This is a genomic window from Ignavibacteriales bacterium, from assembly GCA_026390795.1.
In the GTDB taxonomy this organism is placed as follows: domain Bacteria; phylum Bacteroidota; class Ignavibacteria; order Ignavibacteriales; family Melioribacteraceae; genus Fen-1258.
This window is the reverse complement of the sequence record JAPLFG010000003.1, coordinates 1,057,510-1,082,648: the sequence shown is the minus strand read 5'-3', so window position 1 is coordinate 1,082,648 and position 25,139 is coordinate 1,057,510. Positions and strand designations below refer to the sequence as shown.

General features: G+C 36.9%; 19 protein-coding genes. 10 read left to right on the top strand and 9 right to left on the bottom strand.

Going from position 1 to position 25,139, the window contains the following annotated elements; translation table 11 throughout:
- Nucleotides 1–10 precede the first annotated feature (10 nt).
- A complete protein-coding gene (locus NTX65_08380; GenBank protein MCX6169342.1) occupies nt 11–1,312 on the top strand; it encodes an NCS2 family permease in 1,302 nt (433 codons plus the stop codon).
- 92 nt (nt 1,313–1,404) lie between these two features.
- Nucleotides 1,405–1,833, top strand: coding sequence for an OsmC family protein (locus NTX65_08375; protein ID MCX6169341.1), 429 nt, complete (start codon nt 1,405–1,407; stop codon nt 1,831–1,833).
- 57 nt (nt 1,834–1,890) lie between these two features.
- Here the strand turns inward: NTX65_08375 and NTX65_08370 are convergent, their stop codons facing one another.
- Nucleotides 1,891–2,271, bottom strand: coding sequence for a DUF2203 domain-containing protein (locus NTX65_08370; GenBank protein ID MCX6169340.1), 381 nt, complete (start codon nt 2,269–2,271; stop codon nt 1,891–1,893).
- A gap of 152 nt (nt 2,272–2,423) precedes the next feature.
- On the opposite strand from NTX65_08370, the gene NTX65_08365 reads away from it, so the two are divergent.
- The 5 genes from NTX65_08365 (at nt 2,424) to serC (ending at nt 8,149) form a co-directional block, all read left to right on the top strand.
- Nucleotides 2,424–2,870 (top strand): MarR family transcriptional regulator, encoded by a 447-nt coding sequence (locus NTX65_08365; protein MCX6169339.1) that lies wholly within the window; start codon nt 2,424–2,426, stop codon nt 2,868–2,870.
- Nucleotides 2,871–2,947: 77 nt separating this feature from the next.
- Complete coding sequence (locus NTX65_08360; GenBank protein MCX6169338.1) at nt 2,948–3,652, top strand: pirin family protein; 705 nt, start codon at nt 2,948–2,950, stop codon at nt 3,650–3,652.
- Nucleotides 3,653–3,726: 74 nt separating this feature from the next.
- Nucleotides 3,727–5,613 carry a redoxin domain-containing protein gene (locus NTX65_08355; GenBank protein ID MCX6169337.1) on the top strand — a complete coding sequence of 629 codons (1,887 nt, stop codon included), beginning with the start codon at nt 3,727–3,729 and terminating at the stop codon, nt 5,611–5,613.
- A 153-nt stretch (nt 5,614–5,766) separates the two neighbouring features.
- Entirely contained in the window at nt 5,767–6,999 is a 1,233-nt protein-coding gene (locus tag NTX65_08350) for a DUF1015 family protein (protein ID MCX6169336.1), read from the top strand.
- A 64-nt stretch (nt 7,000–7,063) separates the two neighbouring features.
- Complete coding sequence (gene serC, locus NTX65_08345; GenBank protein MCX6169335.1) at nt 7,064–8,149, top strand: 3-phosphoserine/phosphohydroxythreonine transaminase; 1,086 nt, start codon at nt 7,064–7,066, stop codon at nt 8,147–8,149.
- 90 nt (nt 8,150–8,239) lie between these two features.
- On the opposite strand, the gene trxA is transcribed toward serC, so the two are convergent.
- From trxA to hisN, 3 genes are all read right to left on the bottom strand, one after another.
- Complete coding sequence (trxA, locus tag NTX65_08340) at nt 8,240–8,575, bottom strand: thioredoxin (protein MCX6169334.1); 336 nt, start codon at nt 8,573–8,575, stop codon at nt 8,240–8,242.
- 140 nt (nt 8,576–8,715) lie between these two features.
- Nucleotides 8,716–11,538: a pitrilysin family protein gene (locus NTX65_08335; GenBank protein ID MCX6169333.1), complete on the bottom strand. Its 2,823-nt coding sequence runs from the start codon at nt 11,536–11,538 to the stop codon at nt 8,716–8,718.
- A gap of 392 nt (nt 11,539–11,930) precedes the next feature.
- The gene (gene hisN / locus NTX65_08330; GenBank protein ID MCX6169332.1) at nt 11,931–12,698 is read right to left on the bottom strand and encodes a histidinol-phosphatase; all 768 of its coding nucleotides are present in this window, start codon (nt 12,696–12,698) and stop codon (nt 11,931–11,933) included.
- Between the two features lie 85 nt (nt 12,699–12,783).
- Between hisN and NTX65_08325 the strand changes: the two genes are divergently transcribed.
- Both NTX65_08325 and NTX65_08320 read left to right on the top strand, forming a co-directional pair.
- Entirely contained in the window at nt 12,784–13,749 is a 966-nt protein-coding gene (locus tag NTX65_08325; GenBank protein MCX6169331.1) for an L-threonylcarbamoyladenylate synthase, read from the top strand.
- A 110-nt stretch (nt 13,750–13,859) separates the two neighbouring features.
- On the top strand, nt 13,860–15,431 hold the full coding sequence (locus NTX65_08320) for a PAS domain-containing sensor histidine kinase (protein ID MCX6169330.1): 1,572 nt from the start codon (nt 13,860–13,862) through the stop codon (nt 15,429–15,431).
- A gap of 2 nt (nt 15,432–15,433) precedes the next feature.
- Here the strand turns inward: NTX65_08320 and NTX65_08315 are convergent, their stop codons facing one another.
- Together NTX65_08315 and NTX65_08310 are read right to left on the bottom strand one after the other, a co-directional pair.
- Nucleotides 15,434–16,264, bottom strand: coding sequence for a hypothetical protein (locus tag NTX65_08315; protein ID MCX6169329.1), 831 nt, complete (start codon nt 16,262–16,264; stop codon nt 15,434–15,436).
- A 96-nt stretch (nt 16,265–16,360) separates the two neighbouring features.
- Complete coding sequence (locus NTX65_08310) at nt 16,361–19,465, bottom strand: S41 family peptidase (GenBank protein ID MCX6169328.1); 3,105 nt, start codon at nt 19,463–19,465, stop codon at nt 16,361–16,363.
- Nucleotides 19,466–19,804: 339 nt separating this feature from the next.
- Between NTX65_08310 and NTX65_08305 the strand changes: the two genes are divergently transcribed.
- Entirely contained in the window at nt 19,805–20,995 is a 1,191-nt protein-coding gene (locus NTX65_08305) for a Xaa-Pro peptidase family protein (protein ID MCX6169327.1), read from the top strand.
- Nucleotides 20,996–21,236: 241 nt separating this feature from the next.
- Here NTX65_08305 and NTX65_08300 read toward each other — a convergent pair whose 3' ends face one another.
- From NTX65_08300 to NTX65_08290, 3 genes are all read right to left on the bottom strand, one after another.
- Nucleotides 21,237–23,639, bottom strand: coding sequence for an alpha-amylase family glycosyl hydrolase (locus NTX65_08300; protein ID MCX6169326.1), 2,403 nt, complete (start codon nt 23,637–23,639; stop codon nt 21,237–21,239).
- Between the two features lie 75 nt (nt 23,640–23,714).
- A complete protein-coding gene (locus tag NTX65_08295; GenBank protein ID MCX6169325.1) occupies nt 23,715–24,359 on the bottom strand; it encodes a cobalamin-dependent protein in 645 nt (214 codons plus the stop codon).
- Nucleotides 24,360–24,420: 61 nt separating this feature from the next.
- The gene (locus tag NTX65_08290; GenBank protein MCX6169324.1) at nt 24,421–25,068 is read right to left on the bottom strand and encodes a phosphatase PAP2-related protein; all 648 of its coding nucleotides are present in this window, start codon (nt 25,066–25,068) and stop codon (nt 24,421–24,423) included.
- Between the last annotated feature and the right edge of the window lie 71 nt (nt 25,069–25,139).

The window sequence follows — 25,139 nt, the reverse complement described above, 5'->3', positions numbered from 1 at the left end:
TGAGGTTAATATGATTAAAAAATATTTTCTTCTTGATGAACTTGGTACTACGGTTAAGCAAGAAATTCTTGCCGGCGGAACAACTTTTGTGACGATGGCGTACATCATCATAGTCAATCCAAAAATTTTAGAAGCTGCGGGAATGCCGTTCGGCGCTTCAATGGCGGCTACAATTTTAAGTGCATTCTTCGGTACGTTGATTATGGGAGTCTATGCTAAAAGACCTTTTGCAATTGCACCCTATATGGGAGAGAATGCTTTTGTAGCTTACACAGTAGTAAATGTCTTGCATTACAGCTGGCAGACTGCGCTCGGTGCAATTTTCATCGGCGGAGTTTTGTTCACTCTTTTAACTTTGCTGAACATTAGAAGCTGGCTTGCTAATGCAATTCCCGAAAGTTTGAAAATAGCTTTTGCTGCCGGTATCGGATTGTTTTTAACATTTATTGGTTTAAATGAGACCGGGATTGTAAAATTAGGTGTAGCGGGCGCTCCGGTGCATGTGGGTAATTTTCATGAACCGTCCGTGCTGCTTGGAATATTTGCTTTTCTCTTAATCGGCGTTTTAATGATAAAAAAAGTTCACGGATCAATTTTAATCGGAATTCTTTTTACAACTCTTCTTGGATTTTTATTCGGTGTAACAAAATTTCCATCGGAATGGGTTAGCATGCCGCCTGATATTAGTCCGGTCTTTTTGCAGCTCGACATTCTTGGTGCACTTAACTGGGGATTCTTCTCAGTAATTCTTGTGGTCTTCGTAATGGATTTTGTTGATACGATGGGAACGTTACTTGGACTTGGATATAAGGCTAAAATGCTTGATGAAAAAGGGAACTTGCCTGAGATAGAAAAACCAATGCTGGCAGATGCACTGGCAACGGTTTTTGGCGCACTCTGCGGAACAACAACTACCGGGACTTATATTGAGTCGGCTGCCGGAATAGAAGCAGGCGGTAAATCCGGATTAACGGCTGTTGTAACTGCAATTTTATTTTTATTTGCATTGTTCTTTTCACCGCTCTTCGCTTCTATTCCGCCCTATGCCTACGGTGCTGCGTTAATAATAGTTGGTTTGTTAATGATCTCTCCGGTATCGCATCTCAAATTTGACGATCTAGCAGAAACAATCCCGGTTTTTATCACAATGACATTAATGAGTTTTACTTTCAATCTTGGAATTGGTATGACTGCGGGATTTGTAGTCTATCCTTTAACCATGATGGTTGCAGGAAGAATAAAAACAGTTAGTACCGGTATGTGGGTCCTTTTTTGTTTTTCAATTTTGTTCTACATTTTTTATCCGTATTGACAATCGAGCTTCCAGATTGATTTGTTAGTAGAATCCTTTATCAGGCAGGTTCATCTAATTCTTAGTTGACAAATAATTTTGAGGATTAATTCATGGCAACCAAGAAAGCATATGTAAAGCAAATTAAAGGTGTAACATTTATTGGTAAAACTGATTCGAACCATTGGGTGTCAATGGACGGACCAGAAAATTTTGGAGGAAGCGATGCAGGAACGCGTCCTAAAGAATTATTATTACTTGCGCTTGCCGGATGTACTGGAAGTGACGTTGCCGTTATTCTGCAAAAGAAAAAAATAAATCTAGATGGTTTTGAGATTAATGTAACTGCAGAGGTTCAAGAAACTCATCCTCAAGTTTTTACTAAAATTCATTTAGAATATCTTTTTTATGGAAATGAAATTCCGAAAGAAGCTGTAGAAAGAGCAATAGAACTATCACAAAAAACATACTGCAGCGTAACGGCAATGCTTCAAAAGGCGGTTGAAATTACTCATTCGTATCGAATAGAAAATTCCAAATAGACGGTTGTTAAAAATAGAATTGTTAAATTTTGTTTAGAAGTGGTGCTAAGAATCGGATTAATAATATTCTTCCGGAATTGGTTTTCTTCCGGCAAATCCGTCATCAAGACTATGATAAAAGCGGACAGCGTCTTCATCGCTACGCCAGCATAACAATACATCCTCGCCGTCAATAACAGATGGAAAATCAACAAGCCCTATTTGGAAATTCCAATCCTTAAAAGTGCAGCCAATTTCATTTAGTTCCCTTATGTATGAATCAATCTGCCCGATGAGCTGTTGGATTTCTGAGTTGTCGTCAATTTTCCCGTTCAAAGAATCCGCAATTGTTTTTATTTGATATGCGTTATTTAAAATATCACGCACAATCTGTTTAACTAAAGGCAATGTCTTTTGCGCTTCGTTAGGACTGAAATATTTTACTTCTGTCTGCGGCATACATATTCCGGTGGTTACAATCTGATTAATGAAAATTTTGGTAAAATAGTTCCCAAATTATTCGGTGATTTCAAGATGACTTGACAAGTTATTACCGATAACTTAATTTTATAAAGTAATGTTATAGATAGGTATAAACATTGAAGACTACATTGAAATACGGTAAAAGAATAGATTTGGCACTTAGTACATGGGTTAAATTTGCCCGGGCTTATTCTTCGTTTGACAAAAAATCATCCGAGAGTATTAAAGAATTCGGATTAACGCAGCCGCAATTTGCTGTTATTGAAGTCATTGGGCATTTGGGACCGCTTAAGATAGGAGAGATTTGTGATAAGATGTTGGTGACTGGCGGTAATATGACTTTGGTTCTGGATAATATTGAAAAGCTGGGCTATATCGAACGTGTTCCAAGTAATGAGGACCGGCGCGCCATTCATATTCAGCTCACATCTTCCGGACAAAAATTATTTGAGGAAGTATTTGTTAAACACGCCGAGAACATATCACAATTTATGTCTGTATTAACCGCAGCAGAACAAAAAAATCTGGGCGACCTACTAAAAAAATTAGGGACATCACTAAGCAGAAGAAAATAATTTTTTTACTAAATTAGTACTAATTAGTAATAAACTAATTCGTAACATTTACAAACAACAAAAAGAAAGAAATCAGAATGATTGATATAAAAAGAAGTAATGAACGGGGACATACTCAGATAGATTGGCTCGACAGCCGTCATAGTTTTTCATTTGGGGAATATTATGATCCGTCAAACATTCACTTTGGACCCTTGAGAGTTATGAATGATGATGTTATTCAAGCTGGCGAAGGTTTTCCAACTCATCCTCATAGAGACATGGAAATTGTTACCATTATTCTGGAAGGAACAGTTGCACATAAAGACAGTTCCGGCGGCCAGGGGACAATTACTGTTAATGAAGTTCAGAGAATGACAGCAGGCAATGGAATTTTTCATTCTGAATTCAACGCATCGGATTCAGAGACTCTAAAACTTTTACAAATATGGTTTATTCCTAATAAAATGGGGCTAACTCCTTCGTATGAACAAAAGAAATTTTCTCATGATGTTAAGAAAAATAAATTGCTGAAGGTTGTAAGCGGAATTAAAGAAGAAGGAGTTATTTTCATAAACCAGGACGCTGAAATTTTTCTTTCCGATCTCGACAAAGGAAAAGAGATTAAGTATGAAATGAAAAAAAACCGAGGTGTGTATCTTCACTTGATTGAAGGCGAAGCAAATGTTAACGGTATTTCACTACTGCCTGGAGATGCTGTAAAAATTGAAGATGAAAAAGAACTGCTAATAAGCGCGGTAATTGATTCCAAAATCATTCTGTTTGATATGTTAATGGATTGAAAAATAAGTCTCTAATTGTCTTTATAGTTATTACTCGTTATTTTCCTTCCATCATTAAAAATTGTAGGGGAGTCATGAAAAAGATAGTCTCGATAGTTGCACTGTTTCTTTTACTCGGATTCAATTCAAGTATCCATTCGCAATCGAATGAAAATTTTTCGTTTAGTCCTGCTAAACCAAAAGCTGGAGAAAAAATTACAATTACTTATAATCCAGCCGGAACTAAAATAGAGAATGCAGAAAACATTAGTATGCTTGTTCATGCTTATGGAAAGAACATCTATTCAACAAATGAATATGATCTGAAAAAAGAAGGTAAGGTCTGGAAGGGAAGTTTCTCTGCAGCAGATACGTGCGCGGGTGTTGTTCTTCGTTTTACAGATGGAAAAGAATATGACAACAACGGATCAAAATGTTTTCCGGTTCGTTTTTACGGTGCCGACGGTAAGTTCGTCAAATATGCTTCAGGCGGATTGGCGGTGGGTTATATAAATTGGTTCGGTGCGTTTAATCTTGATTCTGATCCCGAAACTGCTTTTAAATATTTTAATGAAGAACTTTCATTATATCCATCCTCTAAAAAAGATTTCTTTTTCATGTATAACTCCGCTTACTCAAAAGTTGACAAAGAAAAAGCAGCAGAATATTTAAAAACAGAAGCCGGGAATTTTGAAAAGACTCTCTCTCAAAACGAAGAAGATCTTTCTTTTTTGTCTCAGCTTTATAGAGTATTGAAAGCCAAAGATAAATACGAGGCAACACAAGCTTTGATTCTACAAAAATATCCGACCGGTTCAAGTGCCGAAATGATAAAGTTCAATGAAGCTTACGGAACAAAGGATGCAGCTAAAAAGGCAGAGCTTGCTGATAAATTCAAAGCTCAGTTTCCCAAGTCACAATATGTTGTATATCTGTTTCCTGATCCGTCTCAAGCATTAATTAAGGAGGGAAAATATGAAGAAGCATTTGATGCGATTAAGAAAAACGAGAAATCAACAAGTTCTGACTACAATAATTTAGCCTGGGCGATGTTTGAAAAAAATGTGAACTTGCCGCTTGCAAAAGAAGTGGCCGCAAAAGGTGTTGAACTGAGCGGTAAAGTTGTGCAAAAAACGGACGTGAAAACACCTCCTTATTATTCGGAAAAAGAGTATAAAAAAATAATGAGCGCTTCGGCTTATGCTGTTATAGATACTTACGGTGCAATTCTTCTTAAGCTTGGTGATAATAAAGAAGCATTACAAGTAATGAAAAAGGCTTATGATCTAGATGGCGGAAAGAGTGCCGATATTAATGAACGATATTCACAGGCGCTAGTTGCAAACGGCAAATATGCCGAAGCAACTACCGAAATGGAAAAATTTATTACCGACGGCAAAAGTACTTCAACAATGAAAGATTTATTGAAAGAGGCATACACGAAAACAAAAGGCTCGGACGCCGGTTTTGAAAAATATCTTTCCGGTATGGAGTTGAAGGCCAATAAATCCGCTCTGGATGAAATGAAAAAAACAATGATTGAAATGCCCGCGCCTAAGTTTACTCTGGTTGATCTGGATGGTAAGAATGTTTCTCTAGCAGATCTAAAAGGTAAAATAGTAATTATTGACTTCTGGGCTACGTGGTGCGGACCATGCAAAGCGTCATTTCCGGGAATGCAGAAAGCGGTTAATAAATTTGGAAGCGATCCTAATGTGAAGTTTTTATTCGTAAACACATGGGAAAATAATGTTGATGATAAAAAGAAGAATGCACAGGATTTTATCACTCAGAATAAATACACATTTCATGTTCTGTTAGATAACGACAATAAAGTGATTGAAAGCTATAAAGTGGATGGAATTCCGACAAAGTTTATAATTGATAAAACCGGTAACATTCGTTTCAAAGCAGTTGGTTTTAGCGGAAGTGACGATAAATTAGTTACTGAATTATCGACAATGATCTCATTACTTCAATAAAATTCATCTCTATTCCTTAGTGCTTTACATAGACTAAAGCACTAAGGGATTTTTTTTAGCCACTATTTTCAGTAAATCCCCTCAATTCCATTTTACAATCATTCCTATTAGTGCTAATTTTCATCTGTAAAATTTTGAAACTATGGAGTAATTATGGCTGTTATCCGTCCCTTTAAAGCTGTCCGTCCGTCCGAGAAGGTTGCTCATCTAGTTGCCAGCGTTCCTTACGATGTTGTTAATAGAGAAGAAGCCGCAGAACTCGCAAAAGGAAATCCGATTAATTTTTTACGTGTTACACGCTCAGAAATTGAATTGAAAGAGAAGACAAATGTCTACTCACAGGAAGTTTATCAACGGGCTAAAGAAAATTTTGACCGTTTAAGAATTGAAGCGCCTCTTATGCAAGACCCGACACCACATTTTTATATTTACAGACTTACTATGGGTAATCATTCCCAGACCGGAATTGCGGCTACATTTTCTATTGTAGATTATGAAAATGATGTGATCAAGAAGCACGAAAAAACTCGCAAAGTAAAAGAAGACGACCGAACAAATCATATTATTACAACCGAAGCTCAAACCGGTCCGGTTTTTCTAACATATAGATCGGTCAAGGAAGTTGATCAAGTTGTTAACGATACGATCGGCAAAAACAATCCAATCTATCATTTCACATCTCACGATGGAATTAAACACGAGGTTTGGATTCTCCAGGATGAATACACGGAAATTGTCATCTCTGAAATCGGGAAAGTTAAAAATCTTTATATCGCCGACGGACATCACCGTGCCGCAAGTGCAAGTCGTGCGCAAAAAGTTAAGATGGAACAAAATTCAAATCACACTGGAGAAGAAGAGTATAATTATTTTATAGGAGTTCTCTTTCCGGCAGAACAATTGAAAATTCTTCCTTACAACCGCGTAATTCGTGAATTGAAATTGAGTAAGACTGATTTTTTAGAGAAGGTTAGAAAGAATTTTACAATCGAAGAAACGGACTCTCAAAATCCACAATCGGAAAAAACATTTACAATGTACTTAGGAAAAAAATGGTATCTACTAAAACCGAATGAAAATGTTAAACCTGGTAAAGCCTTCGGTGATAAACTTGATGTAAGCTTGCTGCAAAATTATTTGCTTCATCCGGTTCTTGGAATTGAAGATCCTCGCACTGATACAAATATTGATTTTATTGGCGGTATTCGAGGTACGGAAGAATTAGAAAAACTAGTTGATAGCGGCAAAGCAGCTGTTGCTTTTTCTATGTTCCCGGTCTCAGTTGACGACCTGATCAACATTTCCGATGCCGGCGAAACAATGCCTCCAAAATCAACTTGGTTCGAACCAAAATTGAGAGACGGTTTGTTAGTACATGTGATATAAATAAATAGAACGCGGATGACGCGGATTAAACGGATTTGCACAGATAAACAACGGAGTTAACAAAATGGAAAAAAGAATTTATAATTTGAGCGCGGGCCCGGCAATTCTTCCAGAAGAAGTTTTGCTTGATGCGCAGAAGGATTTGTTTAGTTACAAAGGTTCCGGTATGAGCATAATGGAAATGAGCCACCGCGGAAAAATATTTGATGCCGTCATAAAAGAAGCTGATGCCGATTTGAGAAAACTTCTCGGCATTGACGATAAGTTTTCAATTTTATTTTTGCAAGGTGGGGCAACACTTCAATTCTCCATGGTGCCTTTGAACTTAATGCCGCCAAAAAATAAAGCGGATTATATTGTCACCGGTGCATGGGCAGAAAAGGCGGTTAAAGAAGCTAAAAGAGTTGGCGCCGTAAACATTGCCGCTACAACCAAATCAGAGAATTATGTTCGCATTCCAAAACAATCAGAATTGAAACTCGATCCGGATGCATCTTATGTTCACTTTACATCGAACAACACAATTTACGGAACTGAATGGCGAACTGAACCTGAAGTCGGCAACGTTCCTCTTGTTTGCGATGCATCTTCGGATTTTCTTCACAAGAAAATAAATATTAACAAGTACGGTTTAATTTATGCCGGTGCGCAAAAAAATATTGGTCCTGCCGGTGTTACTGTTATTATCGTTAGAAAAGATTTATTAGAAAGATCATCGGATACTCTTCATACATATATGAATTATAAAATTCATTCTGATAATGAAACTATGTACAACACTCCGGCTACGTTTGGAATTTATATTGCCGGTTTAGTTTTTAAATGGCTTTTAAACATGGGCGGACTAGATGAAATGTACAGACGCAATGTTGAGAAGGCGGCTATATTGTATGATGCATTCGATACAAGCGATGGTTATTACAAGGGGACAACTGTAAAGGAAGACCGTTCATTAATGAATGTAACTTACAGATTGCCGAATGAACAGTTAGAAGAGAAATTTATTAAAGAAGCATCTGCCAAAGGATTTAGCGGTTTGAAGGGTCATCGCTCGGTCGGCGGAATACGTGCGTCAATCTACAATGCGTTTCCTAAACATGGTGTTGAAGCATTAGTTGAATTCATGAAGGATTTTAAGAAGAATAATTAATTGTATATGTGTAGAAAATTAAAAAGCCGGTTTCTCTTGAACCCGGCTTTTTGTTTTTAAATTCTTTCTGTTCAATAACTCTAATAAAATTTAATTTGAAACCGCTAAATAAGGTGTAATTTTGCTAACCAGGTGATGTTTTGGAACAGCGCCGATTACAGAATCTACCATTTTGCCGTTCTTAAATATTCCCAACGTAGGAATGCTCATAATTCCGTATTGACCTGCAACGTTGAAATTTTCATCCGTATTCAATTTTACAACTTTCAATTTACCGACTAATTCATTTGCGATTTCTTCAACTACAGGAGCAACCATTCTGCACGGTCCGCACCATGGTGCCCAGAAATCTACCAGTACCGGTGTGTCGGATTGTAAAACTTCCTGTGTGAAATTTAAATCAGTTCCTTCTATAAGGTTTTGCATTTTATTCTCCTCTTAAAATAATTATCTGAATATATGATGCTGGTAAATGAGAAAGGATTCGCGAGGAGAAGGAGTTAGATTATGATCAAGACCAAGAGCAAGATAGAATTACTCTTGCTCGTGATCTTGCTCTTGATCTTTTATTGAGATACAGGTTTTCCATCTTTATCAAGTAATACCGGATCTCCCAAGCCTAACTCTTTCAGTTTGGCAAATTGGGATTCTTTATCTCCAACGATTACATAAATCAATTTATCGGGATGAATAAATTTTTGAGTCAATTTCATATGTTCTTCGGGAGTCATTTTCTGAACAACCGTTTCACGTTGCTTGATATAATTGAATGGAAGATTATACATTACAACCGGCTGAAGCATTCCCGAAAGCTGCATAAGGGTTTCAAATTTGCCGGCGTTGCTTTTTAACAAAGCGCTCTTTACTTGATCTAAATCTTCTTTGGAAATTCCATCCTGATATTTTTTGATTTCATCACGAACGATCTGTGTGGATTCAAAAGTAGAATTCGCTTGAACTGCGGATGATGCAAGAAACAATCCGGCATAGGCATTTCCTGTAAATCCGGAACGTGCACCGTAGGTGAACGATTTTTTCTCGCGCAAAATCATGTTCAATATTCCGCTGAAATCACCACCGAGCTTTTGATTAATTACCACGGCTTTGTAAAAATCGGGATCTGTGCTACTTGGTCCTATATGTCCCGCAAAAACTTGCGACTGTTTCGCTTTAGGGACATCAACAAAATAGATTCCTGGTTTTGCAGATTTTACAATTTCCGAAGCTGGAATTTTTACCTCTTTAGAATTCCAATCCTTCAAACCGTTGAACAATGCTACAGCTTTTTCTTTTGTTATATCTCCGACTATCATAACTTTTGCAACTGAAGGAGAGAAATATTGATCGTAGTATTTTTTCAAATCATCTAGAGTAATGGCTTCTACAGATTTAATTGATCCGGCCGGTTCATTAGCTAAAATGTTATCTGTACCGTAAACCAATTTCTCGAATACACTCCTGGCGATTGATGTCGGAGCTGTTTCAGTTCTCTTCAATCCTTCAATGGTCTGATTTTTTGCGAGTTCAAATTCATTTGCATCCCAGCGCGGTTCGAAAATCATTTCTTTCGCCAGAGCAAAAGTTTCATTTAATTTGTTTGCAAGACAACCTCCAGAAATTGTTATCGATTCTGCTTCACCCTGGATATTTATGTTGGCTCCCAAATCCTGTATAGCCTCACGCAATTCAACCGGAGTTTTTGTTTTTGTTCCCTCGTTCATTAATCGGGCTGTTAAAGAAGCCACGCCGATTTTATCAGGATTATCAAGCAGCATTCCGCCTTTCAAAATAATTGAGAATTGAACAAGCGGTAATTCACTCTGCTTGATTCCGAAAACTTCAATCCCGTTTTTAGTTTTATCTTTCCAAATTTTTGGAAGAGTTAAAATCGGGTCTTTTCCTTTCATCGGTTCTTTTGTTCTATCAATCTTGGAAGGGATGGGAACGTATGGTGCGTTAACAACTTCTTTCTTTTTGGTTCCTTGTTTCTCAATTGATTCTTCTTGAACGACCCATAATTTTGAATCCGGCGCGGCTAATTCTGGTTTTCCTTTTTGAACGATGCTGGTAATTAGGTAGTTCTCACCTTTTATGTATTTGTTATAGACTCTCCATACATCATCTTTTGTAACACTCATTCTGTCTTTAAGATCCGTTGCCATATAATCCGGCGAGCCTTTGAAAATATTATAATCGCCAAGCCGCATTGCTTTACCTAAAACGCTCGCACTTTGATTGTAAAAACTATATTCAATTCCTGCTTTCTGTCTTTCAATATCTTTATCAGTAAAGCCGTCTTTTTCAAATCTCAAAAAAGCTTCTTTTACGCCCGCTTCAACATCACCTAATTTTACCTTAGGGAACGCCGTTATCGAAATATCGAAAGAACCTGCAACTTCATCGCTTCCTTGTCTGGCCATTACATTCGGTGCAAGTTTTTTCTCTTCAACAATCACTTTGTATAAAGGTGATTTTTTGCTTCCGGCAAAAATACGTCCGAAAAATTCGAGTGCGTATGCGTCCTTATTAAATTCTTCAACTGTAGGAAATTCCATTCCCAATCTTGGAGCGTTAGCAAGATTGTCTTCACAATAAGCTCTTACGGTTTCTTTTAAAGTAACCGACATTTTAGCAAGAGGCGCCGGTGCCGGCTCAGATTTTATTTCAGCAAAATATTTATCAATCCATTTTTTTGTTTGGGCTACGTCAATATCGCCGGAAACAATTAATGTTGCATTGCTTGGTGCATAGTACTTAGCATGAAAATCAAAAACGTCTTGTAAAGATGCTGCCGCCAGATCTTCCAGTTGGCCAATTACAGTATGACTGTAAGGATGAGTTGCGGGATACATAAGTTTGGTCGACATATACTGACTTTGAGAATAAGCTCTGTTATCTCCCTGGCGTTTTTCATTTTGCACAACATTCTGCTGAGTTACAAATGTTTCCTGGTTGACTTTGCTTAAAAGGAAACCCATTCTATCAGATTCCATCCACAATGCCATTTCAACGGCGTTCTTTGGAACTACTTCAAAATAATTTGTTCTGTCGGTATTTGTTGAACCGTTCACAATTGAAGCTCCAGCAGTTTGAAGTTTTTTGAACCATTGACCCTGGGGAATATCTTGCGATTCATTGAATCTCAAATGCTCAAACAAGTGTGCAAAACCGGTTTTACCTTGAACTTCTCTAGCCGATCCTACATGATAAACAACATAAACAGCAGCAATCGGATCAGATTTATCAATATGCAGAATTACATTTAATCCGTTTGAGAGTTTGTATTTCTCATAAGGAATTTTAAATTCTTTTTTCTTTTCCCCTCCGAAAAGAGTTATGCTAAAACATAAAATCAAGAAAATAAAAATAAATGATCGGTTCTGTTTCATTATTCCTCCAAGGAATTATTTGATGATTTGTTAGTCTATTTGGAAAGATTTTTTTGCAGTCATAAAAGAGATAGTGTTGCTAGATTTCTTAATCAATTTAGCTTTTTTTAACAACTGAAAAAGGAAGAAAAAAGTTATTAACATTTTTTAACAAATGATGATTGTGAAATATTTTGATCGCCCCTAGGAAACTATATAACGAAATTAGTGTCCGGAAAATAAAAATTGAACACGATAAAGGTTATAACCATTATTCCAATCAAGTTCGAATTAGAAGGTAAGTAAAGGTAGTTGTAAAATAATCTTTTGAATTAAACTGAATAGATCAAGAGCAAGATCATGATCAAGAAAAAGAAAACAAATACATCATGCTCATGATCTTAATTTTGCTTTTACTCGCCTTTCAAAATTTCAATCACTTCGTTATGAATCTTTCCGCCGGTAGCAATAATACTTTTTCCCTTAAGCGCATCGTTTCCATGATAATCTGTAATTGTACCGCCCGCGCCGCGAATAATGGGAATGAGCGCGGTTAAATCCCATGGACTCATTATCGGGTCAATCATAATATCGGCGTAACCGGTTGCAACAAGATAGTAGCCGTAGCAGTCGCCCCATTGCCTGTAGAGTTTTACTTTGTGAACGAGTTCATCAAATTTATTTATGTCTTGATGTTTTTCAATATTAAGCTGATCTGTAGTTAGAAGTACCGCATCTGAAAGATTATTGCAATCTCTAACATGAACTTGTTTGCCGTTTAATTCGGTAGTGTGATTATCTCCAATCAAAAATTCATTTATAATCGGTTGGTTGATAACACCAAGAATTGGCTCGCCATTTTTTAATAATGCTATAAGTGTTCCGAATGTAACAGTTCCACAGATAAAACTTTTTGTGCCGTCAATCGGGTCGAGAACCCATTTGTATCCGGCATTCGGATTGTATTCACCAAACTCTTCGCCGAGTATTCCATGGTTAGGATATTTTTTCATTATCATCTCCCGCATGAATTCTTCGGCTTTTTTATCGGCAATTGTTACTGGAGATAAATCGGGTTTGTGTTCAACTGAAATTTGGGTGCGCCAGTAATGTTTAATGATCTTGCCGCTTTCTTCAGCGAGCCATTTGCAGAAATGTCGAAACTCATTCAACTCATGCATATCATCACCACAGTTTGTTTGAGCAGCAGGTTCAAATATATTCGTTTAACAATTCGTTCACAAAAGTTATATTTTCGTACCGACAATGAATTTAATTAAAGCAAATAAAGAAAGCATTCGGCAAGCTGCTGAAATAATAAAGAACGGCGGGCTCGTTGCATTCCCAACCGAAACGGTTTATGGTTTAGGTGCGGATGGTCTCAACCCTATTGCTGTTGCAAAAATATTTGAAGTGAAGAAACGCCCGGCATTCAATCCGTTGATACTTCACATTGCTGATAAAAATTGGTTAAAGAAATTTTCCAATATTCAGAATGAAAAAGTTGACCGGCTGATAAATAAATTCTGGCCGGGACCTCTGACATTAGTATTGCCAAAGACAGAAATCGTACCGGATATTGTTACATCCGGCAATCCGACTGTAGCTGTCCGCATGCCGAATCATCCTGTTGCACTTAAGCTTATCGAAGCAAGCGGAACCCCAATTGCTGCACCGAGTGCAAACAAGTTCGGTCATTTAAGTCCAACAGAAGCATCGCATGTTGCAAAATATCTTGGCGATAAAGTTGATATGATTCTTGACGGCGGTAAATGTTCGGTCGGTGTGGAGTCAACCATAATTCAACTGCATGAAAATGAAATTTATCTGCTGCGTCCCGGCGGATTATCAAAAGAAGAGATTGAAAAAGAGATTGGCGAAATTAAGGTCGGCAGTATTAATATTGATAAACCCAACGCTCCGGGACAGTTACCGTTCCATTATTCACCTCAAACACCGTTAAAGTTTTTTAATAAAAAATTTCTTGATGAAAATAAAAAAATCGGGATGCTATTCTTCAAAGAGTGCAAATTAGATTTTCCATTTGCAGAAACAAGAATTCTTTCACCGAGCGGTGATCTGCGCGAGGCAGCAGCTAATTTGTTCTCTTTCTTGCACGAACTCGAAAAAGAAAATCTTGATCTAATCCTAGTTGAAGCGATTGAAGAGAAAGGATTGGGACGGGCAATCATGGACAGGTTAAAAAAGGCAACCAACAAATACATTGAATAATTGAGTAAACTTACCGCTATTAGATAGGTGTATTAATAACAACACGAAATTTTCTTTTATTTGGCATGTGAGAATCTCTATATTTACACCCAAAATTAATCGCAATTAAAATGCCCAAATTCTCTGACATAGACCTATCATCAATTAAACTTCATGGAACAGACGACCAATCATTAGCTAAATCAAAATTGTTCCTTCACACATTCAATTCTATAAGCGAATGCATCTCTATAACCGATATGAACGACATGATTATTTATGTAAATAAATCGTTCGCTGTAACGTACGGTTATGATGTAAGTGAACTCATCGGTAAACATGTTGAAATATTAAGGTCCGGGAAAAATGATCCGGAAATATTGAAAGAGATTCTCCCGAAGACAATTCAAGAAGGGTGGCGTGGCCGTATCTGGAATAAAAGGAAGAACGGTGAAGAATTTTTAATTGAATTGTATACTACAATAGTCCGCGATGAAAAAGAAAGACCGTTAGCACTTGTCGGTGTTGCACGGGATTTAACAAAACAACTTGAAGCCGAAGAAAAATTAGCCGATGCTCAAAACAAATACAAAAATTTATTCCATCAAATTAAAGCGGCAATTTATGAAAGTACGCCTGATGGCAAATTAATTGATTTGAATCCGGCAGGAATGGAGCTACTAGGTATTAAATCCCGGGATCAGCTTGAAAAGATAGATGTTGCACGTGATTTCTATATTAACGCTAAAGACAGAACTACAATTCATGATGAAGTTGAAAAAAGCGGGTATGTAAAAGATTATGAATTGAGTTTAAAAAACTTGAACAATGAAATCATTATAGTACGTGAGACATCCACAGCAATAAAAGATAAATCGGGAAATATAATTGCCTTCCACGGAATATTAAGGGACATTACAGAAGCAAAAAGAAATGAAGATAAACTTAAACAGCTGGTTGAAAAATTAGAATACGTCAATAATCAACTGCATCAATCGGAAGAAGAACTGAAAAATACGAACGCTACAAAAGATAAATTTTTTTCAATAATTGCTCACGATCTTAGAAGCCCGTTTAGTTCGTTATTAAGTTTTTCAGAATTTTTGGTTGAAGATATAGAAACATTGGAAAAAGCAGAAACAAAGCTCTTTGCAGAAAAAATCCACGAAGCGGCTCAAAATGTTTTTGCGCTTCTTGAAAACTTACTTCAATGGTCTAGAATTCAATCCGGTAAAATTCCTTACAATCCTGCCAACTTCAATATTACTTTCAAAATAAATCAAGTTGTTAAACTTCTTTCAAATAATGCCGAAAGGAAAAACATTAAGATCCTTAACGAATGCTTGAACGGCTTGAATGTTTTCGCCGATGATGACATGCTCTCTTCTGTAATTCAAAACTTGTTATCCAACGCAATTAAATTTAGTAATAATGGCGGTACAATTGTTTTTCGCTCCAAGATTTTGCAAAATGAAAATGAAATTTCTATTACAGATAACGGCGTCGGTATGAAAGAGGAAGATCTCAAAAAACTATTCCGGCTGGATACTCATTTGACCACTTATGGAACTAATGATGAAAAAGGAAGCGGGCTGGGTTTGCTTCTCTGCCAGGAAATGATTGAGAGAAACCGTGGCAAGATTACCGTTGAAAGCAAACTTGGAGAAGGAACAACTTTTTCTTTTACGCTTCCAAAAGCGTAAACTTATTCCGGTCTTAATTCTTCAATCGCATGTTTTAAGAAATTTGGTATTACCGTTTTTTGCGTCAACTCAACTCCGGCACTCTGCTCCAGCAAATTTAATATTTCATAATATTTATTCCCACCGTATTTAGAGACTATTTCTTTTTTCCGTTCATCTTTACAAAAATCATTATGCATGCTAACAGCATCAACTTCCGGATGGAATTGAGTCCCCACAAATTCATTACTTATGCGGATTGCCATCATAGCGCGCTCTAAGGGAATATGCGGTCGTTCTTTTTCCAGACACAAAATTTGCGCGCCCAACTCACCAAACATTTTATTATTTGGTTGAATCGCTTGCCAGCTTCGTGAGTCAACACTGTAAAATGGATCCGGTAAACTTTTCAAAAGAATATCTTTACTACCGCTTTCGGTCTTATAGATAGGCATTACACCGAATGATTCTGAATTTCTTTTTATCACTTCGCCTAGTCTGAAATAACGAACCATCAATTGGAATGAATGACAGATGAAGAAAAAATATTTTTTGTTAGAATTGTTTTGATTGTGGTTCCATAATGAATCCAAGAGCGAAAAATATTTTGCTTCCCAACTGCTGCCCGCCCCATCCCATGGACTGCCGGGACCGCCGGATGAAATGTAAATGTCATAAGCTGAATCGGGTGCAACACCGGTATGACGTGTATCGTAAATATTGTAATCAATTCGTACCTGGTTGAACAGAGAGTCACACTGGTTTAAAATATTCTTTATGTATTGAATATCCCGATTCGGTTCATTGTTATACAAATCAATAACAGCTACGCTTACATTCTTCAATTGTGCCAACTTTTCTTCTGTATACTATTTTTTTTTGACTCTCATTTAGCGGATATCTGATTCAGTCAAATATCCGCTGCTTGAAAAATTCATTCAATGAACAAATTATTTTAATTGTTTTGAAATTTCTTCTATCGCTCTATCAAGTTGCGGATCTTTATTTTCCAGCCGATCCTTGAATGAAGTCTTGACATAAATATCAGGCTTTACACCGGTATGTTCGAGATCTTGACCATCCAATGTGTAACACCCCCACGACGGTAAACGATAAAATGATCCGTCTACCAAGGATTTACCAGATGTGAATATTATCCATCTATAACTTTCAGTGCCAATAATTTTTCCAAGACCGAGCTGTTTAAATCCCGCGCTTGTCATTTCCGCGTCACTTAAGCTCTGTTCGTTAATAAGAAGAACTATCGGTTTTGATGCAGGTGCAAAATTCGGCTGAATAGTAAATTTACCTTCACGGTATTTCCATTTTAGATACGGACGCTGAGAGAGAAAGTTTAAAACATCATTGTGAACATTACCGCCGGTGTTGTAACGCAAGTCGAGTATAAGCCCGTCTTTGTATTGTTCGTCGGTTGTCATATCAATAATGAAATTATCAAGTTCACCGGGTCCCATATTTTTCATATATGTATATGCTATTCGGTTATTTGATTTTTCATCTACATATTTTTGATTCCAGTCAATCCATTCATCATAAAGATTTGACTTGAGCTCATTGTTCGACTGCGGATGTATCTTTACATCAAATTTATTTTCACCGCGCTTAAATGTGAGTGTTATTTCTTCCGGAATTGAGGTAGAAGTAAAATATTTGTTGCGATCTTCGGATTTGTTAATTTCTTGGCCGTTGAATGCAACAAGCTCATCTCCCGGTTGAATTGCTGCTCCTTTTTTATATGCTGAGGAATTTTTAACAATATACTTTACTTTATATGGACTATCATTTTCAAAAATAATCCCTGTTTCAAATGTCTCCGATTTATAGAACACTTTTTCTTCATCACCATTCGAATTAAAACCAATATGAGAACTATTCAATTCGCCAAGAAGATCGTTCAATAAAATTCTAAGATTTGCGCGATTATTTACGAATGGTAAAAATGATGAATAATAATCACGCAATTTTTCCCAATTAGCACCATGGAATTTTTCATCATAATAGTTTTCGTCAAGGTTAGCCCAGGTTTCGTAGTACATCTGTTTAAATTCAGCGGCTAGGTTTCTTGTGAATTTAATTTCCGTTTCAACTGGCGTCAATTTGCCGGCGGCAAAATCAACTTTATAAATTTTTCCTCCGGTCTCTAAAAAATAATTCTCTTTCGATCTGGATATAATATATCCGCCGCCTTTTGCACCTTCAAATTTTTTGGTTTCAGGTTTGTCGAACGGTTTTAAAATTGTTTGATAGAAATTGAATTCTCCCTCGTGATTTGACACGAAGAACAAACGGGTTTCATCTCCTTTTTGATATACGTACGGAGAATTTTGATTTCCGGCAAGTTTTGCTACCGCTTCCCAACGGTCTTTAATATTGGTGAAATCAATTGTTACCTTCGGTTTAACCGAATCTTTTTTCTCATCTTTCGCGGTAACAAACAATTTTTCATAACGATCGGATTTGAATTCTTTATCGGTTAATTGAAGTGCAATTCTATAAATATCGTCTTCCGATGTTCCGCGCGGGTAACTAGCTTTCAACCGGTCAGTCTGAAAATAAATGTATTTTCCATCGGGTGACCATACAGGCGAACTCTCTGTCACTCCGGTTTTTGTAATCGGAAATGCTTTCCCTTCAGTTAAATCGTAAACAAAAATATCTTTCTCAAAATTTCTCATAGCTGCATAGAGAACAAATTTGTCATCGGGTGAAAATTGCGGATCATCGTTGTCAAGAGCCCAAAATTCATCTGTTACAATTGTTTTGGATGAGAAATCTTTTAGATCCAGTAATTTTAATTCATCTCTTCCGCTGAGATAAACGGCTTTAGTTTTATCGTTACTAAGTATAATTGACCGGTTATTTTTATTGTCGGATGTAATTTGTTTTTCTTTTGATATTCCATCTGCCTTGATCGTAAATAAATTCAGCCACCCGTTTACGGTTTGCGTGAAAAGGATTGTTTCATTGTCTCCAAGCCAGGCAACTTCCGTAATACGTTCATTAGGATTTACAGTAATCTGCTTAGTAAATTTACCTTCAATATCGGAAACGAATAATTCACCGCGAGATACGAAAACAAATTTCTTTCCATCTCCCGACAAATTAAAATTAGTTAATGCACCCTTTGTATTGAATTCCTGCTCTAAAGAAAGTGTATTGTTGGTTCCGATAGAGATAGGAACTTTTATTGTTTTGTTTGCATTGACATCGTATAAATAGATTTGGTAATCTTTCTCGAAGACAACAGATTGACCATTGGCACTTACTCTCGGTTTTTTAATTGATGAAGGAAAATCGGTTAATTGCTTCTTCTTAGTATTTTCAAAAGTGTAAAGATTGTATTCGTCGTTCGCCTCGTCGGAGACAAAATAAATTTTGCCGTTTTTATCAACTGTTTGCCAAAAATCTTTACCTGAATAATTCGTGAGTACTTTAAATTCTTTTGTAGCCGGATTATAAAATTTTATATCGGGGTGAAATTCGCCTTTATAATGTTTACGGTTGGTAAATATTGAACTTTCCCAAGAGTCATTGAAATAGAATCCATGTGTCAGAGGATCCTCGACAATGTTGTGGGGCCAGTTGAAGAAATGGGGGAAGAGTCGTACTGGTGTACCGCCGTCGATGGAAACTTTATACGATGTAATCGAATTGTATCTGCCGGAAGTAAAGTAAATATATTCTGAATCCCACGACCATGATTCAACATTATTCCCGGCTGAATGAAAAGTAAGCTGTTTTATTGCACCGCCATCAACCGGAAGAAGATAAACATTAGCGCTGCCGTTTTGAGTAGATGTGAATGCAATCCATTTTCCATCAGGCGAGAATTGAGGACGTGATTCTATTCCGCCCATCCCTGTAAGTCGAAATGCTTTTCCTCCTGTTGCTTGAACGCTCCATAAATCGCTGTCATAAGAAAAAACTATTGTTGCACCATCGGGAGAAAGCGACGGATCGGACAAGAAATATTGATTGCTCTGGGCTAAAACCTGGAAAGTAATTATCATAATGAACAGGACAACTTTTTTCATAATTACACCTTTCTTTATAAAGAAAAAATTTTTCATGATTTGGACGTTTCAGATATCAATTTTGCCTATAGATGATTCTCAATCTATCGTATTTTTTTCTATCATAAAATAAATATTTCCGGTTATTTGAATCGGGTCTGTGACGATCTATTCCTAAAATTTGAAATCGTTCATATAATTACAACCATAAAATCTTGCTAAATGATTCATCTTTGGCTAAGTTTCTCTTGCTGGAAGATCAAAATTTAATAACTTTAGAATATGCAAAAGCTTTTGGGGTTTTCTACGGCTCACAAATATTGGCGTTTATAACAATCTAATACCTGGAGAGGAAAAAGTATGTCGAAAGAAATGATACTTGAAAAGATAGACCAAGCTGTAAAAATATTGAATGAAAAAAATATTGATATGTGGATGACATATGTGCGCGAAACCGGAAACATTAAAGATCCGATGATGGATATGATTGTGGGTACAAACGCAACATGGCAATCAGCGTTTATAATAACCAAAGGCGGAGATACACACGCTATAGTCGGTTCGCTGGAACTTGAAAACATGAAAGCTATCGGGACTTACAAAAACATTCACAGTTATTTGAAATCGGTTAAAGAATCTCTACTTGAAGTTCTGAATCAATACAAGCCGAATAAAATTGCGGTCAACTATTCGGTAAACTCGGCGCTTGCCGACGGACTTACGCACGGTTTATATCTTGAATTGCAAGACCATTTAAAGGAAACTAAATATGCTAATGCTTTAATCTCATCTGAAGAAATTGTTGCCGCACTTCGCGGAAGAAAATCCCAGACCGAGATTGATATAATGAAAGAAGCAATAAAAGAAACGCTCAAGATTTTTGATGAAGTAACAAAGTATTTAAAACCCGGACTAACCGAAAAACAAGTTGCAGCTTTTGTACACGATCTTACAGAGAAAAGAGGATTCGGTTTGGCCTGGGATAGAGAATATTGTCCTTCGGTTTTTTCGGGACCAGATACAGCAGGTGCTCACTCCGGTCCGACCGACCGCGTAATTGAAGCCGGACATGTAATCAATATGGATTTTGGAATTAAATACAAAGAATATTGTTCGGATCTTCAACGAACGTGGTATGTTTTAAATCCGCATGAAGTGAAAGCTCCGCTTGATGTACAAAAAGGTTTTGATGTAATTGTTGAATCAATTACCAGATCGGCAAATGAATTAAAGCCCGGCAAGAAAGGTTTTGAGATTGATGAGATTGCCCGCAACTATATTCAAGTTCATGGTTATTCAGAATACCCGCACGGACTTGGTCATCAGGTAGGAAAACTCTGTCACGACGGCGGATGTTTGCTGGGACCAAAATGGGAGCGATACGGCAATGTCCCTTCACTTGAAGTTGAAGAAGGAAATGTTTTTACACTTGAACCGCGTCTTACAATTCCAAACTACGGAATTGCAACAATTGAAGAAGAAGTTGTTGTAACAAAAACCGGCTGCGAATATTTGTCGGATAGGCAGAAAGAAATTTATTTGGTAAGATAATTGAGCCACTCTTTCAAGGAGAGGTTGTTTAAAATGATAGTTTGTCATCACGAGTCCCGATTCATCGGGGCGAAGTGATCTTATTTTTTTTAATAACAAAAGATTGCTTCGTCGTTACCCTGCCTGCGGGCAGATAACTTCCTCGCAATGACTGTCATCCCAACCTTTAAGACATCCTTAGTTAAAAGCCTCAAAGTCTTGAGTTCAAGATTCACTGCGAACTTTTAGATACCACATTTGTTCAGTCTAGCTTCATTATTCTATAACCCACGCCTTTGACAACCAGATTAAGTTTTCCATTTACCGCATTTACATTTTCTTTAGTAATTAAATCTTCGGCAGACTTAATTGTATAAACTGCCGGTAACTGCAATTCAATATTTTGTGAGTTTTTATTTTTATTTAATACAACTAAAATTCGTTCATTCATATCCGAACGGATGTAAGCGTAAATATTTTCATCTGCAGTGAGAGTTAAAAAATCGCCAAGCCTTAATGCAGAATGATTTTTTCGTGTATTAATAATAACGCGCACCTCTTCAAGCATTTTTCTTTCATAGATACTCAAATCATTTCCAAAACGCATCATCCTTCTATTATCAGGATCGGATGCGCCGGTCATTCCAAATTCGCTCCCGTAATAAATAACAGGCAGTCCCGGGATCGTATTCATATAAGCATAATAAAGTTTTGCTTTGTCATAATTAACCGGATTATCAACTTTAGGAGGATTGTTCCATCCTTCTTCACTTGCGCTCCACTGGCTTAAATCTAAATCGCCATCGGCATAAGCCATAAAACGGTTTTTATCGTGACTGTCCATAATATTTCCCATCAAATTATTTTCACCGTAAACTAAAAATGATTTCTTTATCTCCGCATCAAGTGTTTTGAATGTAGTTTTCTTTTCAAGAAATACCGGAAGCGCGGCATCATACAAATTAAAGTTGAATTGCGCTGAGAGTTGTCCGTTATTTACATAGGAACTTATCAGATCATAACTTCCGAAAGTCTCACCGATTTGATAAACAGAAACATTCATCGGCAGTTCAATTTCTTTCTTAATTTTTTGATTTAACTTGCGCCAAAATTCATTTGGAATATGTTTAACTGCATCCTGCCGGAATCCATCGGCATCTGTTTCTTTAAGCCACCAAACAGCGTTCGACGACATAAAATCAACCACCTCTTTTGACCCGACAAAATTGAATTTAGGTAAATACGGTTCGAACCATGTTGTCAAGCGGTATTCATCCCATAGTCGAAGATTCATTCTGCCGTCCGGTAGGTACAATTTCCCAAACCATTCGGGATGCTGTTTAACAAGCGGATGTTGTTCGTTAACATGGTTGGCAACAAAATCCAGAAGAATTTTAATACCATGCCGATGCGCAGTTGCAACCAATTCTTTCAATTTGTTCATCGTCCCGAACTGGTCTTCAACTTCGGTTGACGAGATGGGCCAGTAGCCGTGATACCCGGAATACCATCTATGCGGAGCCGGAGATTCTTTATATGCGATATCCGAATTATCATTCACAGGCGAAATCCAAATTGTGTTGATACCGAGCGAATCGAAATAATCCTCGTTAAGTTTATTTATTATACCTTGAAAATCCCCGCCCATATAATTTGCTTGAGCAAAAAGGGAATCGTTTTTGATTGGTTTATTAATCGACTTGTCGCCATCGTTAAATCTGTCGATCATCAAAGAATAAATAATACCGTCGTTCCATGTAAAATTATTTTTATCTTCCGGAATTCCGTCCACTAGCTCAACAGATTGAATGTTTGTAACTCTTCCATTTTTTGAAACCGCGACTCTTAGTAAATTTTGTCCTTTCAATTCAGCTTTCGAAAAAGTAAGCTCAACTTTATTCCCGTTGATATTTATTTTTTTCTGTGAAATTCTGGAGTTGTTCAGCAGAGCAATGATATTTGTTTTGTTGAGTTTGTTCTCTTCTTTTTCATTTTCATAAATGAATGTGAATTTTGATTCATTGGCGGTAATTTCTTTGTATCCGACATGAAGAAATAATTTTCCAAGATTTGGCTCGGCAACATTGAAGATGGAATTAAAATCGCCAAAGCCATTTGGTTTTTTTTCCGGGTTTTTCGGATCAACAATTTCAGCGCCGTCGCCCCAGAATTTATATTCATACCGACCAGGCTCAAGAGGAACTTCGACTTCAAAAACGCCGTCTCCGTTTTCATCTTTCATCAGCAAATTACCACGGTCCCATCCGTTAAAGCTTCCAAAGAGAGTTAACTTATTATAATTCTTATCCGGCTTATAACTGAATTTATATTTTTTCTGAACGCGTGAAATAACGGGAATCGAGTAGGTCTGGTTGTCATGGATAAAATCAACTAAAGTCATTCCCGCAAAATTCATATCCGCCTTGAAATAAATTTTTTGGTCGGAATAATCATAATCCACTTTAACTTTTTTATTATCAATGAACTTTATATGATAATTCTCTGCGTAGAAGAGATCGGAGATTGTCAAGACATTGGAAATGCCAGAAACAAGATTTACCGGTTTGATGATGTCTTGTATTTGTGCTGCCGAAGGAGATTGCTGAGCTGATACAGAAAGAATTAAAAAAAAGATAAAAAATAGAATTGATTTAAACTGCCGCATTGCATTCTCCATCTTATAATAAACTTGAATGTAAAATAAAAAATTCCGGATAGAATAGAGAATTGTGAAATTTGCTTAGCGTTGGTGATGGGATGACAAATATTTATCCAAACCATTTATACATGTAATGTAGTAAACGTTTTCATACTCTGATAAAATGGTTGAATGATCTTCCGAGAGCGCCTGCCCCCCAACTAAAATTTCTTGTTCGGGAAATTGTTCTTTAATAGCCTGTATTAATTTTATTAGTCGAGTAATGTTCATATAAAAGCTACTTGAAATTCCTACTACATCCGGTTTCTTGTCTTGAATAAGGCGTATAATTTCCGGTTCCGGGGTATTTGACCCTACGTACATTGTATCCCAACCATTTGCGCTAAAGTAACCGGCTACCATCCGCGCGCCAAGATCATGAAATTCTTTATCAATACAAGTAATCAAAACCAGTTTGCCTATTTTATCATCATTAGCAAAAGAGGTTGAGACAAGTTCAATCAATCCTTCGGTAATATTTGTGGCAACATGTTCATCTGAAATAAAACATTTTTCTTTTTCCCACATCTGTCCAATACGGTACATTGAACGCTGAAAGAGTTCCATGTAGATCTCTTTAATACTAACATTGTTCTGAATTAATCTTTGGACAATCTGAGTACATTGCGCTTTGTCGCCGTCGAGCAAGGTGTTTAAATAATGAAGATAGACTGCTTCCGAAATCATTTCACTCGGCATATTAGTTAGACCATTTTCTAAACGATAAAGAGAGATAAATGATTCCAATTCATGAATTATTTTTTGACATGTTCTTATTGACTAAGCGTGAGATGCGGTAACCGGTATAGGCAAAAAAAGGAGCGGCAATAACATCAATGGTGTAATGAACGTGCTGAAGCAGTACAAAAGATGCCACTAAGAATGTGCAGACTAAAAAAGCAACTTTGAGCTTTTTACCTTTTGCAGTTAAGAAAAAGAGAAACATAGTTGATGTGTGACCGGAGAAGAAAAGATCGCGTAGTAATGTTGTGCCTCCGCCAAAAAATTCTACAAAGGGATCGGTCAATGGAATTATTCGAACTGGGGCTTCTAACGGAAGAAAATAAATTGTAATCATGCGTAGAGCTGAAATTAAAGTGTATGATTGAAGAGCAGTCAGCATCCTTGCCGGATGGAAGGATAAAAAAACCAGCGCGGTAATTAATCCTCCATAGATCAATATAAAAGTCAACCAAGTAAGATCAACCGGATTAAAAGAAGAAAGGAACGGATCATTCAACGGAACGCCGGGGCGGTGTTCATTATACGCAAGAAAATTTGCTAAAAAAAAGAGAACCAGTGCAAGCAGAATAATAGTTATTACAAATTTAATCCTGAAAGTTTTGTCGGATAAAGCTTCTTTCCAGATCGATTTTATTTCAAGAATTTTGTTCAACTATTTTTCACGTGCTCTGCATAATGATGCCGAAAAAATAACGAAAGATAAACTCAAGTTCTATATGAAAC

Bases quoted from the DNA above. Each gene is read 5' to 3' on its own strand.
- NTX65_08320 (MCX6169330.1), top strand. From the start codon at position 13,860: ATGCCCAAATTCTCTGACATAGACCTATCATCAATTAAACTTCATGGA.
- NTX65_08350 (MCX6169336.1), top strand. From the start codon at position 5,767: ATGGCTGTTATCCGTCCCTTTAAAGCTGTCCGTCCGTCCGAGAAGGTT.
- NTX65_08335 (MCX6169333.1), bottom strand. From the start codon at position 11,538: ATGAAACAGAACCGATCATTTATTTTTATTTTCTTGATTTTATGTTTT.
- NTX65_08360 (MCX6169338.1), top strand. From the start codon at position 2,948: ATGATTGATATAAAAAGAAGTAATGAACGGGGACATACTCAGATAGAT.
- NTX65_08305 (MCX6169327.1), top strand. From the start codon at position 19,805: ATGTCGAAAGAAATGATACTTGAAAAGATAGACCAAGCTGTAAAAATA.
- NTX65_08300 (MCX6169326.1), bottom strand. From the start codon at position 23,639: ATGCGGCAGTTTAAATCAATTCTATTTTTTATCTTTTTTTTAATTCTT.
- serC (MCX6169335.1), top strand. From the start codon at position 7,064: ATGGAAAAAAGAATTTATAATTTGAGCGCGGGCCCGGCAATTCTTCCA.
- NTX65_08295 (MCX6169325.1), bottom strand. From the start codon at position 24,359: ATGATTTCGGAAGCAGTCTATCTTCATTATTTAAACACCTTGCTCGAC.
- NTX65_08355 (MCX6169337.1), top strand. From the start codon at position 3,727: ATGAAAAAGATAGTCTCGATAGTTGCACTGTTTCTTTTACTCGGATTC.
- NTX65_08380 (MCX6169342.1), top strand. From the start codon at position 11: ATGATTAAAAAATATTTTCTTCTTGATGAACTTGGTACTACGGTTAAG.
- NTX65_08375 (MCX6169341.1), top strand. From the start codon at position 1,405: ATGGCAACCAAGAAAGCATATGTAAAGCAAATTAAAGGTGTAACATTT.
- NTX65_08325 (MCX6169331.1), top strand. From the start codon at position 12,784: ATGAATTTAATTAAAGCAAATAAAGAAAGCATTCGGCAAGCTGCTGAA.
- hisN (MCX6169332.1), bottom strand. From the start codon at position 12,698: ATGCATGAGTTGAATGAGTTTCGACATTTCTGCAAATGGCTCGCTGAA.
- NTX65_08310 (MCX6169328.1), bottom strand. From the start codon at position 19,465: ATGAAAAAAGTTGTCCTGTTCATTATGATAATTACTTTCCAGGTTTTA.
- NTX65_08370 (MCX6169340.1), bottom strand. From the start codon at position 2,271: ATGCCGCAGACAGAAGTAAAATATTTCAGTCCTAACGAAGCGCAAAAG.
- trxA (MCX6169334.1), bottom strand. From the start codon at position 8,575: ATGCAAAACCTTATAGAAGGAACTGATTTAAATTTCACACAGGAAGTT.